At 68.6% G+C, this 13,678-nt stretch carries 13 protein-coding genes; 7 read left to right on the plus strand and 6 right to left on the minus strand.

The window, feature by feature from the left end; translation table 11 throughout:
* Positions 1-10 precede the first annotated feature (10 nt).
* Entirely contained in the window at positions 11-904 is an 894-nt protein-coding gene (locus DI276_RS21590) for an acyl-CoA dehydrogenase family protein (RefSeq protein ID WP_112266125.1), read from the plus strand.
* Here DI276_RS21590 and DI276_RS21595 read toward each other — a convergent pair.
* Positions 888-1,976, minus strand: coding sequence for an NAD(P)H-dependent flavin oxidoreductase (locus DI276_RS21595; protein ID WP_112266127.1), 1,089 nt, complete (start codon positions 1,974-1,976; stop codon positions 888-890). The two genes, DI276_RS21590 and DI276_RS21595, sit on opposite strands and share 17 nt — an antisense overlap.
* The gene (locus DI276_RS21600) at positions 1,957-3,543 is read right to left on the minus strand and encodes an acyl-CoA synthetase (protein ID WP_112266129.1); all 1,587 of its coding nucleotides are present in this window, start codon (positions 3,541-3,543) and stop codon (positions 1,957-1,959) included. Before DI276_RS21600 ends, DI276_RS21595 begins: the two co-directional genes overlap by 20 nt.
* Before the next feature lie 74 nt (positions 3,544-3,617).
* On the opposite strand from DI276_RS21600, the gene DI276_RS21605 reads away from it, so the two are divergent.
* The 3 genes from DI276_RS21605 to DI276_RS21615 all read left to right on the plus strand — a co-directional run bounded on the left by DI276_RS21605 (position 3,618) and on the right by DI276_RS21615 (position 5,470).
* The gene (locus DI276_RS21605) at positions 3,618-4,409 is read left to right on the plus strand and encodes a crotonase/enoyl-CoA hydratase family protein (RefSeq protein ID WP_198680803.1); all 792 of its coding nucleotides are present in this window, start codon (positions 3,618-3,620) and stop codon (positions 4,407-4,409) included.
* 222 nt (positions 4,410-4,631) lie between these two features.
* Positions 4,632-5,006: a hypothetical protein gene (locus tag DI276_RS21610; protein WP_112266131.1), complete on the plus strand. Its 375-nt coding sequence runs from the start codon at positions 4,632-4,634 to the stop codon at positions 5,004-5,006.
* Positions 5,003-5,470: a roadblock/LC7 domain-containing protein gene (locus DI276_RS21615; protein ID WP_112266133.1), complete on the plus strand. Its 468-nt coding sequence runs from the start codon at positions 5,003-5,005 to the stop codon at positions 5,468-5,470. The genes DI276_RS21610 and DI276_RS21615 overlap by 4 nt, the downstream gene beginning before the upstream one ends.
* A gap of 213 nt (positions 5,471-5,683) precedes the next feature.
* Here DI276_RS21615 and kstD read toward each other — a convergent pair whose 3' ends face one another.
* From kstD to DI276_RS21635, 4 genes are read right to left on the minus strand one after another with little or no spacing between them, the layout of a single operon-like run.
* Positions 5,684-7,393, minus strand: coding sequence for a 3-oxosteroid 1-dehydrogenase (kstD, locus tag DI276_RS21620; protein WP_112266135.1), 1,710 nt, complete (start codon positions 7,391-7,393; stop codon positions 5,684-5,686).
* Positions 7,390-7,845 (minus strand): pyridoxamine 5'-phosphate oxidase family protein, encoded by a 456-nt coding sequence (locus DI276_RS21625; RefSeq protein WP_198680804.1) that lies wholly within the window; start codon positions 7,843-7,845, stop codon positions 7,390-7,392. Before DI276_RS21625 ends, kstD begins: the two co-directional genes overlap by 4 nt.
* Positions 7,838-9,352, minus strand: coding sequence for an acyl-CoA synthetase (locus tag DI276_RS21630; protein WP_112266137.1), 1,515 nt, complete (start codon positions 9,350-9,352; stop codon positions 7,838-7,840). Before DI276_RS21630 ends, DI276_RS21625 begins: the two co-directional genes overlap by 8 nt.
* A gap of 26 nt (positions 9,353-9,378) precedes the next feature.
* Positions 9,379-10,407, minus strand: a complete 1,029-nt coding sequence (locus tag DI276_RS21635) for an LLM class F420-dependent oxidoreductase (protein WP_112266165.1) — start codon at positions 10,405-10,407, stop codon at positions 9,379-9,381.
* Between the two features lie 46 nt (positions 10,408-10,453).
* Between DI276_RS21635 and DI276_RS21640 the strand changes: the two genes are divergently transcribed.
* Genes DI276_RS21640 through DI276_RS21650 form a run of 3 tightly spaced genes read left to right on the plus strand, consistent with a single transcriptional unit; the run spans position 10,454 to position 13,604 of the window.
* A complete protein-coding gene (locus DI276_RS21640) occupies positions 10,454-11,398 on the plus strand; it encodes a Zn-ribbon domain-containing OB-fold protein (RefSeq protein WP_112266139.1) in 945 nt (314 codons plus the stop codon).
* 7 nt (positions 11,399-11,405) lie between these two features.
* Entirely contained in the window at positions 11,406-12,461 is a 1,056-nt protein-coding gene (locus DI276_RS21645) for a thiolase domain-containing protein (protein ID WP_112266141.1), read from the plus strand.
* Positions 12,462-13,604, plus strand: coding sequence for a thiolase domain-containing protein (locus DI276_RS21650; RefSeq protein WP_112266143.1), 1,143 nt, complete (start codon positions 12,462-12,464; stop codon positions 13,602-13,604).
* The last annotated feature ends 74 nt before the right edge of the window (positions 13,605-13,678 follow it).

Below are 13,678 nucleotides of genomic sequence, written 5' to 3' on the forward strand. Positions count from 1 at the left end.
GGAGAACTCCATGGACTTCACGCTGACCGAGGCACAACGCGAGCTGGCCGCGCTGACCCGCAAGATCCTCGACTCCTCCGACTCGCCGTGGCCCGACCTGGTCAAGTCCGGCGTGGTTCCGGAGGATCCCGCCGAGTTCGGCGTCCTGGAGCACTGTGCCGTCCAGGTTGAGCTCGGCCGTGCCGTCGCGAACGTCCCTTACCTGCCGACCGTGCTCGCCCAGCAGGCGTTGCAGCAGTTCGACACCCCGCGTCCCGGCACCGTGCTCTCGGTGGCGCTGGCCGATGACCAGCACGGCGCGAAGACGACCGTCCCGTTCGCCACCGCTGCTTCGGCGTTCCTCGTGGCCCACGACGAGCAGATCTTCCTCGTCGAGGCCGACGACCTCGAGATCACCGCGCAAGAACTGGTCGACGGCTCCGACGCGGGCACGTTCGAGTTCACCGGTGGCCGGTTGATCGAGGGCCTGACTCCCGACTGGCTCAGCACCCGCTACACGTTGGGACTGTGCGCTTTCCAACTCGGTGTGACCGAACGCGCGCTGGAACTGACCGCCGAGTACGCGCGGACCCGCGTGCAGTTCGACCGGCCGATCGGCAGCTTCCAGGCCGTGGCGCAACGGCTCGCTGATGCGTACATCGACGTGGCAGCGATCCGTTTGACGCTCTGGCAGGCCGCCTGGCGGCTCTCGGAAGGGCTGGACGCTGCCGCCGAGGTGGCCACGGCGAAGTTCTGGGCCGCCGACGCCGGGCACCGCGTGGCGCACACGGCCGTGCACGTCCACGGCGGCACGGGCATCGACATGAGCCACGAGGTGCACAAGTACTTCACCGCGGCCAAGCGAGCCGAGTTCGAGCTGGGCGGGGCGACCGCCCAGCTCCTGAAGCTCAGCGCAGCTTGGTGAGCCGTTCCACGGTCTCGTCGAACTCCCGCAGCAGTCCCGCCATCACCTCGGCGACCGGGCGCACCTCGTTCATCCGCCCGACGACCTGCCCGACCGGCATCGACACCACGGACGGGTCGTCGGACCGGGCGATCCGCTGGTGCGCCTCGCTGACCAACAGGTTCTGCAACGGCATCGGCAGCGGTTCCGGGGCCTGTTCGTCGTTCCACGCCTCGGTCCACCGCGTCTTCAGCAACCGCGCCGGTTTGCCGGTGTAGATGCGGGTGCGGACGGTGTCGCTGGAACCGGCCGCCAGCAACGCCTCCTGCGTGCTGGAGTTGCCGAGCGCGTACTCGGCCGTCGTGAGCCAGTACGAACCCATCCACACGCCCGAGGCACCCAGCGCCATCGCCGCCGCGGCCTGCCGTCCCGACCCGATGCCACCTGCCGCCAGCACGGGCACGTCCACGGCGTCGACGATCTCCGGCACGAGCACCATCGTGGCGACCTCGCCGGTGTGCCCGCCCGCCTCATAGCCTTGGGCCACCACGATGTCGACGCCGTTCTCGACGTGCCTGCGGGCGTGTTCGGCCTTGCCCGCAAGGGCAGCGACCGGGACGCCGGCCGCGTGCACGCGTTCGATGACGTCGGTGGGCGGCGAGCCCAGCGCGTTGGCGATCAGCCGGATCGGATGTTCCAGCGCCACGTCCACGTGCGAGCGCGCGACCGAGTGCAACCAGCCGAGCACGCCCTGGCTGTCCTCGCCGTCCGGCAGCGGCGGCACGCCGAGCTTCAGCAACGTCTGCTGCACGAAGTCCTTGTGGCCCTGCGGGATCAGCTTGTTCAGGTCGAGTTGCGTGCCCTCGGTCGGCACCTTGGCCGGCATCACGATGTCGACACCGTACGGCTTGCCGTCGGTGTTCTCGTCCATCCACGTCAACGCGCGGTCGAGGTCTTCCGCGTCGTTGAACCGCACGCAGCCCAGGACGCCGAGACCGCCGGCCCGGCTGATCGCCGCCGCCACGTGCTCGGACGGCGTGAAGCCGAAGATCGGGTGCTCGATGCCGAGCTGGTCACACAGGTTGGTGCGCATGTTCCTCCACGTGGGCCCGAGCCCACTGATAATCCGGCTTCCCACTGGGAGTCCTGCCGATCGCGTCGACCAGCCACAACGACCGCGGCACCTTGTACCCGGCGAGCGTCTCCCGCACGTGTGCGTCCAGTTCGGACAGTGTCGGCGTCGCACCCTCGCGCGGATGCACGATCGCGCCGACCCGTTGCCCGAGCCGCTCGTCCGGGATGCCGATGACCAGAGCGTCGAACACGTCCGGATGCGACTTCAGCACGTTCTCGACCTCCTCCGGGAACACCTTCTCGCCACCGGTGTTCACGCAGGTGTTGCCGCGGCCGAGCAACGTGATGTCGCCGTCCTCCTCGAACCGCGCGTAGTCACCGGGCACGGTGAACCGCTTGCCGTCGACCTCGACGAACATCCGTGCGGTCTTCTCGGGATCCTTGTAGTAGCCCAGCGGGATGTGTCCGCCGCGGGCCAGCTTGCCGATCACGCCCGGCACCGGTTCGAGCTTGTTGCCGTCATCGTCGATGACGATGGTGTCCTCGTTGAGCTTCACCTTGGTGCCGTCGGTCTGCACGATCTCCTTGGGCACCGCGCCGATGCCGGTGGACCCGGTCTCGCTCGACCCGATCGACTCCAGCAGCGTCGTGTGCGGCAGCAGCTCCTGATACATCTTCTTGACCGGATAGGAGAACAGGGCGGCACTGCTGTTGAGGATGAACAGCGACGAGCCGTCGTACGAGCCGCGCTGGAACTCCTCGATCAACGGCCGGCCCATCGCGTCGCCCGTGATCGCGGCGACCTGGACCTTCTCCCGCTCGATCACCCGCCAGATCTCGGCCGGGTCGAACTTCGGCACCAGCACCACCGTGCTGCCGCAGAACAGAGCGCCGAGCACGGCCCACTGCGCCGCGCCGTGGATCAGCGGCGGGAGGCAGAGCCGGACGAGGCCGTAGTCCTTGCCGGACTTGGCCTGGTGCCACTCGTCGGTGAGCCGTTCGCCGGTCACGAAGTCGATGCCGCCGCCGAGCGTGCGCCACACGTCCTCGTGCCGCCACATCACGCCCTTGGGCATGCCGGTCGTGCCGCCGGTGAACAGGATGTAGAGGTCGTCGGGGCTGCGCGGCCCGAAGTCCCGCTCGCCCGACTCCGCCGCGAGTGCCGCTTCGTACTCGATGCCGGCGAACGATTCCGAGGACTCGTCGTCGATCACGACGAGGGGCCCGGGAGCGCCGACCTCCGCGACCAACGGCGCGTACCGCCGCTCGTGGATGAGCGCGACCAGGTCCGCTTCCCCGAACAAGTACTGCAACTCGTTCTTGGTGTAGCGGTAGTTCACGTTGATGGCCACCGCGCGCAGCTTGTAGACCGCGAGCAGGGACTCGACGAGCTCGATGGAGTTGCGCGCGTAAAGCCCTACGTGCGACCCCTGGGTGACGCCGTTCTTTGCCAGGTGGTGAGCCAGTTTGTTGGCTCGCGCCTCAAGTTCGGCGTAGGTGACCCGCTTGGGTCCGCACACGAGCGCGGTCCGGTCGGGCACGGTGTCGGCGGCGTGTTCAACGAGGTCTGCGACGTTGAGGGCCATGGTAGGCAAAGTAGAACGTGTTACTGTTCTGGACAATCCCCCGTGCGGTCAAACTCGATCCAGGAGGCACCAAGGTGACGACCACGACGGAACCGCACGCGTTGGTGGACCTGGTCGGGAACGTTCTGGTCGTCACGATGAACCGGCCAGAGGTCCGCAACGCGTTGTCCGGTCCGATGCTGGCGATCATGCGGGACGCCTGGGACCGCGTGGACAACGATCCCGACGTGCGCGTCTGCATCCTCACCGGCGCCGGCGGGTCGTTCTGCGCGGGCGCGGACCTCAAGGCGATGACGACCAACCACCCCAGCGAGTCGGCCGGGAAGTTCGACTTCTCGGTGATCGAGTCGCTGCTGAAAGGTCGTCGATTGACGAAACCGCTCATCGCCGCGGTGGAGGGACCTGCGGTCGCCGGCGGCACGGAGATCCTGCAGGCGACCGACATCCGGGTGGCCGGCGAGAGCGCCCGGTTCGGCGTCTCCGAGGCGCGGTGGGGCCTGTTCCCGCTCGGCGGGTCGGCGGTGCGGCTGCCGCGCCAGATCCCGTACACGGTCGCGGCGGACCTGTTGCTGACCGGACGGCACATCAAAGCCCCCGAGGCCAAGGAGATCGGCCTGATCGGTCACGTCGTGCCGGACGGTCAGGCGTTGACCAAGGCGATGGAGCTGGCCGAGCTGATCACCGCGAACGGACCGCTGGCCGTGCAGGCGATCCTGCGGACCATGCGGGAAACCGAGGCGATGCACGAGAACGAGGCGTTCAAAGTGGACGCCCGGCTCGGCATGGAGGTGTTCGGCAGCGAGGACGCGAAGGAAGGGCCCCGCGCGTTCGCCGAGAAGCGCAAGCCGGAGTTCAACGGCCGCTAGCCTTTCGATCACGTTCGATTATGCGTTCGACTGAATTCGACGACCGCTGACCACAGTGGACTCGACAGCGCATTCACGTTGCTCCGAACGGGCATGTACGCACTTCGCCGCACGACATAGGGTGATGCTGATCATGCGACCCGGCCGGGTGAACTCGGGGTAACACCGCCGGATGAATTGTCTTGGCGCGCAATCGTGCGAATGCGAGGGAGCAACCGTCGAATGAACATCGACACCGCGTTGAAAGAAGCAATGGCCATTTCCGGTGCGGTGGGGGCCGCGCTCGTCGATTTCGAGAGCGGGATGTCGCTCGGTTCGATCGGAGGTGGTGACTGGCTGGACCTGGAGGTGGCCGCGGCCGGCAACACCGAGGTCGTGCGGGCGAAGCAACGGGTGGTCTCCTCGCTCAAGCTGAACGACGAGATCGAGGACATCCTGATCACGCTGGGCCGCCAGTACCACCTGATCCGCCTGCTGAAGGCGAACAGCCGGGGCACTTCCACGTTGTTCCTGTACCTCGTCCTGGACAGGGAGCGGTCGAACCTCGCGCTCGCGCGGCACAGCCTCAAGACCATCGAAGCCGGCCTGATCGTGTGAACGAGGTGACCCCGAGCGTGCTTCCGTTGCGCAGGCGGGGTTCGGCGTTGTCGGCCGGACTCCCGGTTGCGCCGCCACTGGACGATGCCGGCAAGAAGACGGTGACCGAGGCGCTGCACGAGATACGCGATCGCATCGATCCCGTCGCGATCAACGGGGTACTGGCCGCGACGCGAGACGGTTTGGTGCTGTGCGCCCAGACTCGCGACATCGACAACGAAGGTGTCGCCGCCATGGCAGCCGCGGCGGCCGGGCTGGCGGCCCAGTTCATCGCCAGGGCCAGGGTCGGTGACCCGCGCGTGGTGTTCTTCGAGGGCGACGCCGGTCAGGTCGGCGTGTTCTCCGTGGACGCCGACACCCTGCTGGTCGTGTTCAGCGAGCGGAACACGACCATGGGCCTGTTCAACGTCGCGGCCAAACAGGCGCTGGCCTTGCTGCAGCAGGCGATCGCCGGACAGCAGTGATCGATCGCGACCCGTGCGCGCCAGGTGTGCACGGGTCGCGATCGGCTAGTGCCGTGGCCGTCAGCCTTTGCCCCGTATTCGGTGGTCAGACGGGTGCCTCGGGGTGCCGGCCGTACGCCCTCATCCTGGATGGCTGTGGGCGTGCGGCCGGTGCCGCGAGGCGCCCTGCTGAGCGCCGAAGACGCGGCGAAGGTTGGCGGTCACGGCGCTGGCTCAGATGTCGTTGGCCGCGATGTACCCGAACGTCATGGCGGGGCCGATCGTCGACCCGGCACCGGCGTAACTCCGCCCCATCACGGCCGAACTGACGTTGCCCGCCGCGTACAACCCCGGAATCACCGAGCCGTCCGGACGCAGCACCCGCGCACGAGCGTCGGTCACCAGGCCGCCCTTCGTCCCGAGATCGCCCGGCACGATCTTGAACGCGTAGTACGGCGCCACCCACAGCGGAGCCAGGCACGAGTTCGGGAGGATCGCCGGGTCGGTGTAGTAGTGGTCGTACGCACTGTCGCCGCGCTTGAAGTCGGCGTCCCTGCCGGTGAGCGCCTGGTTGTTGAACCGGCTGACGGTGGCCTTCAGCGCGGTGCCCGGCACCCCGATGGCCGACGCCAGGCCGTCGAGCGACCAGTTCTTCACGACCGCACCGGACTGGTACCAGCCGTCCGGCAACGGCAGCGCGGGCGCGATGTCGGCGAACAGGTACCGGTTGCGGTAGTTCTGGTCGACGATCAGCCACGCCGGGATGCACGGGTCTGCGGGGTTCTTGTCGTACATGACGTGCACGACGTCGCTGTAGGGCGCGGCCTCGTTGACGAACCGCCGGCCTGCGGCGTTGATCATCAGGCCGCCGGGCAGCGTGCGTTCGGCGAGGCAGAAGTACGGCGAACCCGGCGTCGGGATCGCGGGACCCCACCAGGCGTCGTCCATGAGGTCGAGCGCGGCACCGGCGCGCTCGCCCGCGCGGTGGCCGTCGCCGGTGTTCTCCTTGGCGCCAACCGTCCACTGCGTACCGATCGGCTGCCGTTGGTACTGCGCGCGCATCGCCGCGTTGTGTTCGAAGCCGCCGGAGCCCATGATCACGCCACGACGCGCTTTCACCAGACCGCGGGAGGTCAGCACGCCGCGCACCGCGCCGTTCTCCAGGTGCAGGTCCTGCAGGCCGGTGTTCAGCCACACCGGCACGTTCGCCTGCATGAGTCCCGCACGCAGACCGCCGGCCAGCGCCTGGCCCATCGTCAACGGCTTCTGCCCGGCCAGCGCGGCTGCCGTTCCGCGCGCCAACGCTGCTGCGGCCGTTGCGGCTCCCTTGGCGTTGACCAGGGCCAGTGCGAGCCACTTGTAGTCGGCACCGTAGATGACCAGGCCGGCCGGGGTGGCGAGGTAGGGCGCGTTCAGGTTCGCGAGCTCGGCGCCGAGGATGCGGCCGTCGAGCATCTCCGGCTCGATCGACCGGCCCTTCACGATGCCGCCGGGCAGCTCGGGGTAGTAGTCGCTGTAGCCGTCCATGTGCCGGAAGCGCAGCGGGCTGTTCCGCATGACGAACGAGATCATCTGCGGGCCTTGCGCCAGGTAAGCCTGTTGCCGCGCCACCGGAATGTCGCCGACGACGGCCGCGAGGTACTGCCGCGCCTTCTCCGGGGTGTCGGGGACGCCGGCCGCGAGGATGACCTCGTTGTTGGGGATCCAGATGCCGGCGCCCGATCTGGCGGCCGAACCGCCGTACGTCGGCGCCTTCTCCAGAACCACGCAGCTGAGTCCTCGCTTGGCTGCCGCGAGCGCCGCGGTCATGCCGGCCGCACCCGCGCCGACCACCACGACGTCGAACTCGCCGAGCGGGTCCGCGGCTGCCGGAGACGTTCTGACCAGTCCGGAGGCCAGCGCGAGACCGGCTCCGGCGAGCACCTGACGGCGGTTCAGGGTCATGGGGTCGCTCCAGACATCAGCTTCCGGTGGTCCCAGCTGGCCGTCCTGGTCGGACGGAAGATCACGGCGACGCGCCTGGACATGGCCTTGCGCAGGGCTTCCCGCTCCTGCTCGCCGTCGCCGACCTCGCCGAAGTTGCGCGCCACGACGGCGTCCACGACTCGGCCGAGGTCCGGGGTGAACTCGGTGACACCTTCCATGTGCACGCCGCGCAGCTGGTCGTAGGTCTCCCCCGCCTCGGCCAGCACGCTGCAGCGCGGGTCGCGTTGCAGGTTGACGATCTTCTGCGACTTGCGGTCCGTGCAGAACACGATCTCGCCGTCCAGCAGCGCGAACCACATGGGCGCCAGGTGCGGCAGGCCGTTTCGGCCGATGGTGGCCACGATCAACGTCTTCTGGCCGTCCAGGAACGCCGCGACCTCGGCGGTCGTCATCTTGATGAGGTCACGCACGGTCGCGGAGCTTTCGCTTGTACAGCTTGCCGTTGGGGTCGCGGGGCAGTTCGGCCAGATACTCGATCGTGCGCGGCAGCTTGAACTTCGCGAGCCTGGTGCCGGCGAACTCCAGCAGTTCGCGCGTCAGTTCACCGTTGGGCTCGACGCCGTCCGCGGGCTGAACGACCGCCTTGATCTCCTCGCCCCAGTCCGGGTGCGGCACCCCGAACACGGCCACGTCCGCCACCTTGGGGTGACACACGAGCTCGCCCTCGATCTCGGCCGGGTAGATGTTCACGCCACCGGAGATGATCATGTCGTTCTTCCGGTCGCACAGGAACAGGTAGCCGTCCTCGTCGAGATAACCGATGTCCTGCAACGTGAAGAGCTTCCCCACGCGCGCGGCCTTCGTCTTCTCGGCGTCCTTGTGGTACTCGAAGGTCGCGTCGCCCATGCGCATGTAGACCAGGCCGCGTTCGCCCGCGGGCAGGTCGTTGCCGTCCTCGTCCAGGATCTTGATCTCCGACGTCGGCCACGGCAGACCGACCGATCCCGGCTTCCGCAGCCATTCCTGGGCGGTGATCGCCGTGCCACCGCCCTCGGTCGCGGCGTAGTACTCGATCACGACCGGGCCCCACCAGTCGAGCATCCTGCGCTTGACCTCGAGCGGGCACGGCGCGGCGCCGTGGATCATCGCCCGCAACGACTTCAGGTCGTACTTGGCCTTGACGTCGTCCGGCAGCGCGAGCAGGCGGTGGAACTGGGTCGGCACCATGTGGCTGTGGGTGACCTCATACCGCTCGATCAGCCGCAGCATCTCCTCCGGCGTCCAGTGGTCCATGAGCACCGCGGTGTGGCCGAGCTGGATGGAGATGACGACGAAGTTCAGCACCGCCGTGTGGTAGAGCGGCGACCCGCACAGGTGCACGTGCCCGTCGTGCGCCTTGATCCCGAAGATGCCGAAGAACCACGGCGCCGACGGCGGCACCACGTCGGGGTCCGCGCCGGTCAACGGCCTGCGCACGCCCTTGGGCCGCCCGGTCGTGCCGGAGGTGTAGAGCATCGGCGAGCCGGCGGTGCGGACATCTGGCCGCCCCTCCGCGCCCGCACCGAGTTCGTCGAGCGGCAGGAATCCGGGGACGTCGCCCACGGAGTACTTCGCGTTGGCGGGCAGGCTGGCTGCGGCTTCCGTTGCTGCAGCGGCGAACCGTTCGTGCCCCACGAACGCCTTGGCGCCGCTGTCCTGCACTAGGTAGGCGACCTCGGCCCCGGTCAGGTGCCAGTTGGCCATCACGACGTAGAGGCCGGTCTGGTAGGCGGCGAAGTACACCGCCACCAGTTCGGCGCTGTTGGGCAGCATCAGGACGATGCTGTCGCCGGGTGCCAGCCCCAGGGCCTGGAACCCGCGGCCGTAGCGGTCGGCCTGCGCCGCCAGCTCTCGGTAGGTGATCTCGCGACCGCTCGGATCGACCAGCGCGGTCAGGTCCGGCTGATCGGCTGCGATGTTCCAGAGTCCAGTGACCACACCCCTCAAAGTAGAACGCGTTTCACCTACTGACAAGCCTCCGCTACGGCCTTGATCGAGGCAACGTCGCGGCAGCCGACGAGCAGCATCGTGACGCCGGCCTTCTCCCACCGCCGGACCTCGTCGCGGACGTGCTCCGCGGTGCCGACGATGCTGATCTCGGCCACCAGTTCGTCCGGGACCGCCTGTGCCGCCTCGTCTTTGCGTCCGGCCAGGAACAACCTGCCGATGTCCTGCACCGCCTCGCCGTATCCCATGCGCGTGAAGACCTCGGCGTGGAAGTTCATGCCGGGCGCGCCCATTCCGCCGATGTACAAAGCGACGAACGGCTTGAGCATCGCCCTGACCGTCACCGGATCGTCCGTCACGACGACCTGACAGGTGGCCGCCACCTCGAAGTTCTCCCTGCTACGCCCTGACTTCGCGAACCCGTCGTCCAACCACTCGTCGTACATGCCGGCGAGCCTGGGCGCGTAGTAGATCGCGAGCCAGCCGTCGGCGATCTCCGAGGTCAGCGCGACGTTCTTCGGACCTTCGGCACCGAGCCAGATCGGCAGGTCGGCGCGCAACGGGTGGGTGATGGGCTTGAGCGGCTTGCCCAGACCGAGCGCGCCTGGCCCCTGATACGGCAACGGGTAGTGCGGACCGGCGTTGGTGACCGGCGCCTCGCGGGCCAGCACCTGACGCAGGACGTCGACGTATTCCCTGGTCCTGGCAAGGGGTTTGGCGAACGGGCGGCCGTACCAGCCCTCCACCACCTGCGGCCCGGACACGCCGAGGCCGAGCACGAACCGTCCACCGGAGAGGTGGTCCAACGTCAGCGCGTGCATGGCGCAGGCGGCCGGTGTGCGGGCCGACATCTGCACGACCGACGTGCCCAGCCGGACCCGTTGCGTCGCGGATCCCCACCACGCCAACGGGGTGAAGGCGTCCGAGCCCCACGCCTCGGCCGCGAACACCGCGTCGAAGCCGAACTCCTCTGCCGCCGCCACGAGTTCGGGGGCGTTCGGGGGCGGCGTGGCACCCCAGTAGCCGAGCTGCAGACCGAGCTTCATGGCACCCATCTTGCCACCATTTCGAGAACCTGTTTCACTTTGATCTGTGACCAAGCCGCTGAGTGCTCCACTTGACGTCGGCTTCGACTACACGCGCTCGCTCGGCCCGACGCTGGGCCGGTTCCTCACGGATCTGCGCCGCCGGAAGGTGACCGGGATCCGCGGTTCCGACGGCCGCGTGCACGTGCCGCCGCTCGAGTACGACCCGGTGACCGCCGAGCGGCTGACCGAGTTCGTGGACGTGGCGTCGACCGGTGTGGTGCGCGGGTGGTCGTGGATTCCGGAACCCTTGGAAGGACAGCCGCTCGACCGGCCGTTCGCCTGGGCGCTGATCCAGCTCGACGGCGCGGACACGTCTCTGCTGCACGCCGTCGACGCCGGTTCGCCGGAACAGATGTCGACCGGTGCACGCGTGCGGGTGCGATGGCGTGCCGAACGCGTTGGCGCGATCACCGACATCGAGTGCTTCGAACTGTCGGACTCTCCGGGCGATCCTGCTGTCGAGGCCGACGAGGTCTCGATGGTGATCACGCCGGTGAACCTGCATTACACGCACTCCGCGTCGCCGACCGAGGACCCGTTCCTGCGCGGCCTGATGGAGGGCCGGCTGATCGCCCAGCGCTGCCCGGCCTGCACGAAGGTCTACTTCCCGCCGCGGCCGGCCTGCCCTACCGACGGCGTGCCGACCACGGACCAGGTCGAGCTGTCCGACCGCGGCACCATCACGACGTTCTGCGTGGTCAACGTGCCGTTCCTGGGCCAGCGCATCCCGCCGCCGTACGTCTCCGCCTACGTGCTGCTGGACGGCGCGGACATCCCGTTCCTGCACCTGCTGCTCGGCATCGCGCCCGAGGACGTGCGGATGGGCATGCGCGTGCAGGCGGTGTGGAAACCGCGCGAGGAGTGGGGCCCGACGATGCAGAACATCGACCACTTCAAGCCTTCCGGCGAGCCGGACGCGCCGTTCGACTCCTACTCCCAGCACCTGTGAGGCTCGCGTGCGTGACATTGCGGTAGTCGGCTTCGCGCAGACACCCTGCGTGCGCGAAACCGACGGCACCACGAACGGTGTCGAGATGCTGGTGCCGATCTTCCACGAGGTGCTCGGCTCGCTCGGGCTGACCAAGTCCGACATCGGTTTCTGGTGCTCGGGCTCGTCCGACTACCTGGCCGGGCGCGCGTTCTCGTTCGTCTCCGCGGTCGACGCGATCGGCGCGTTCCCGCCGATCATGGAGTCGCACGTCGAGATGGACGCCGCTTGGGCGTTGTACGAGGCCTGGGTGAAGCTGCTCTGCGGTGAGGTCGACACCGCGCTGGTGTACGGCTTCGGCAAGTCGTCCGCCGGCCAGCTCCGCCGGGTGATGGCGATGCAGCTCGATCCTTATGTCGTGACGCCGCTCTGGCCGGATTCGGTAGGCCTGGCAGGCATTCAGGCGCGCATGGGCATCGAGGCCGGGCTCTGGGACGAGCGTGCGATGGCGTCTGTCGCCGCGCGGAGCCGGGCTGCGGCTGTCTCGAATCCGCTGGCCCAGCTGTCCGGTTCGGTGGACGTCGAAGACCTGCTGGCTTCGGACTACTTGGCAGACCCGTTGCGGCGCCACGACTGTGCGCCGATCACCGATGGAGCGGCCACGATCGTGCTGGCCGCGGGTGACCGTGCGCGGGAGCTGTGCGAACGGCCGGCGTGGATCACCGGGTTCGAGCACCGGGTGGACTCGCCGTCGTTCGGTGCACGCGACCTGCTGACCTCGCCGTCCACAGTGGCCGCGGGCAAGGCCGCTGGGACCGACGGTGTCGAGGTGGCCGAGCTGCACGCGCCGTTCAGCCACCAGGAGATCCTGCTGCGCCAAGCGCTCGGGCTCGGTGACGACGTCGCAGTGAACCCGTCCGGTGGGGTGCTGGCAGGCAACCCGATGTTCGCGGCGGGACTGGCTCGGATCGGGGAGGCGGCACGCCGGGTGCACGTCGGATCGGCCTCTCGGGTGCTCGGCCATGCCACGAGTGGGCCGCTGCTCCAGCAGAACCTGGTCTGCGTCATGGAAGGGCGGAAGTAGATGCGACCCGCAGCCGTGATCGGCACCGGCCAGACCCACCACGCCGCGAAACGCCTCGACGTCTCCATGGCAGGCCTGTGCCGCGAGGCGATCGACCGCGCGATGGCCGACGCGAACGTGGACTGGCCGGACATCGACGCCGTGGTCCTCGGCAAGGCCCCGGACCTGTTCGAGGGCGTGATGATGCCCGAGCTCTTCCTCGCCGACGCACTCGGCGCGGTCGGCAAACCGTTGCTGCGCGTCCACACCGCGGGCTCGGTCGGAGGCAGCACCGGCAACGTTGCCGCGTCACTCGTGCAGTCCGGCGTGCACGACCGAGTCCTGGCCGTGGCGTTCGAGAAGCAGTCCGAGTCCAACGCGATGTGGGCGCTGTCCGTGCCGACACCGTTCACGATGCCGGTGCACGCAGGCGCGGGTGGCTACTTCGCCCCACACGTGCGCGCCTACATCCGCCGTGCCGGAGCTCCCGAGCACGTGGGCGCGATGGTCGCCGCCAAGGACCGTCGCAACGGCGCGCTCAATCCCTACGCACACTTGAAGCAACCGGACATCACCGTCGAGTCGGTGCGCGCGTCCACCATGCTCTGGGACCCGATCCGTTACGACGAAACGTGTCCTTCCTCGGACGGCGCCTGCGCGGTGGTGATCTCGTCGGAGGCGACCTCGGGCCGCGCCGCGTGGATCCGCGCGACTGCGATGCGCACCGAGCCCACCACGTTCGCCGGCCGCGACCAGGTCAACCCGCAGGCAGGCCGGGACGCCGCCCGTGCGTTGTGGAAGCAGGCCGGGATCACCGATCCGCTGTCCGAAGTGGACGCAGCCGAGATCTACGTCCCGTTCTCGTGGTTCGAGCCGATGTGGCTCGAGAACCTCGGTTTCACCGACCTCGGCCAGGGCTGGAAGCTCACCGAGGCGGGCGAGACCGAGATCGGCGGTCGCCTCCCGGTGAACCCGAGCGGTGGCGTGCTCTCGTCGAACCCGATCGGCGCTTCCGGGTTGTTGCGGTTCGCGGAGGCGGCCATGCAGGTCATGGGCACCGCCGGCGACCACCAGGTGGACGGCGCCCGGATCGCACTGGGCCACGCGTACGGCGGTGGTTCGCAGTTCTTCGCCATGTGGGTCGTCGGATCGGAGTTTCAATGATCGTGTCAAGCGACTTGGGCCGTGAGCTGTGGTGAGCGATGGAACTCCCGGCCATCGCGCAGCAGTGCCCAGAT

The sequence above is a fragment of the Lentzea terrae genome, assembly GCF_003265345.1.
In the GTDB taxonomy this organism is placed as follows: domain Bacteria; phylum Actinomycetota; class Actinomycetes; order Mycobacteriales; family Pseudonocardiaceae; genus Lentzea; species Lentzea terrae.

Bases quoted from the DNA above. Each gene is read 5' to 3' on its own strand.
- DI276_RS21635 (WP_112266165.1), bottom strand. From the start codon at position 10,407: ATGAAGCTCGGTCTGCAGCTCGGCTACTGGGGTGCCACGCCGCCCCCG.
- DI276_RS21650 (WP_112266143.1), top strand. From the start codon at position 12,462: ATGCGACCCGCAGCCGTGATCGGCACCGGCCAGACCCACCACGCCGCG.
- DI276_RS21595 (WP_112266127.1), bottom strand. From the start codon at position 1,976: ATGCGCACCAACCTGTGTGACCAGCTCGGCATCGAGCACCCGATCTTC.
- kstD (WP_112266135.1), bottom strand. From the start codon at position 7,393: ATGACCCTGAACCGCCGTCAGGTGCTCGCCGGAGCCGGTCTCGCGCTG.
- DI276_RS21610 (WP_112266131.1), top strand. From the start codon at position 4,632: ATGAACATCGACACCGCGTTGAAAGAAGCAATGGCCATTTCCGGTGCG.
- DI276_RS21590 (WP_112266125.1), top strand. From the start codon at position 11: ATGGACTTCACGCTGACCGAGGCACAACGCGAGCTGGCCGCGCTGACC.
- DI276_RS21600 (WP_112266129.1), bottom strand. From the start codon at position 3,543: ATGGCCCTCAACGTCGCAGACCTCGTTGAACACGCCGCCGACACCGTG.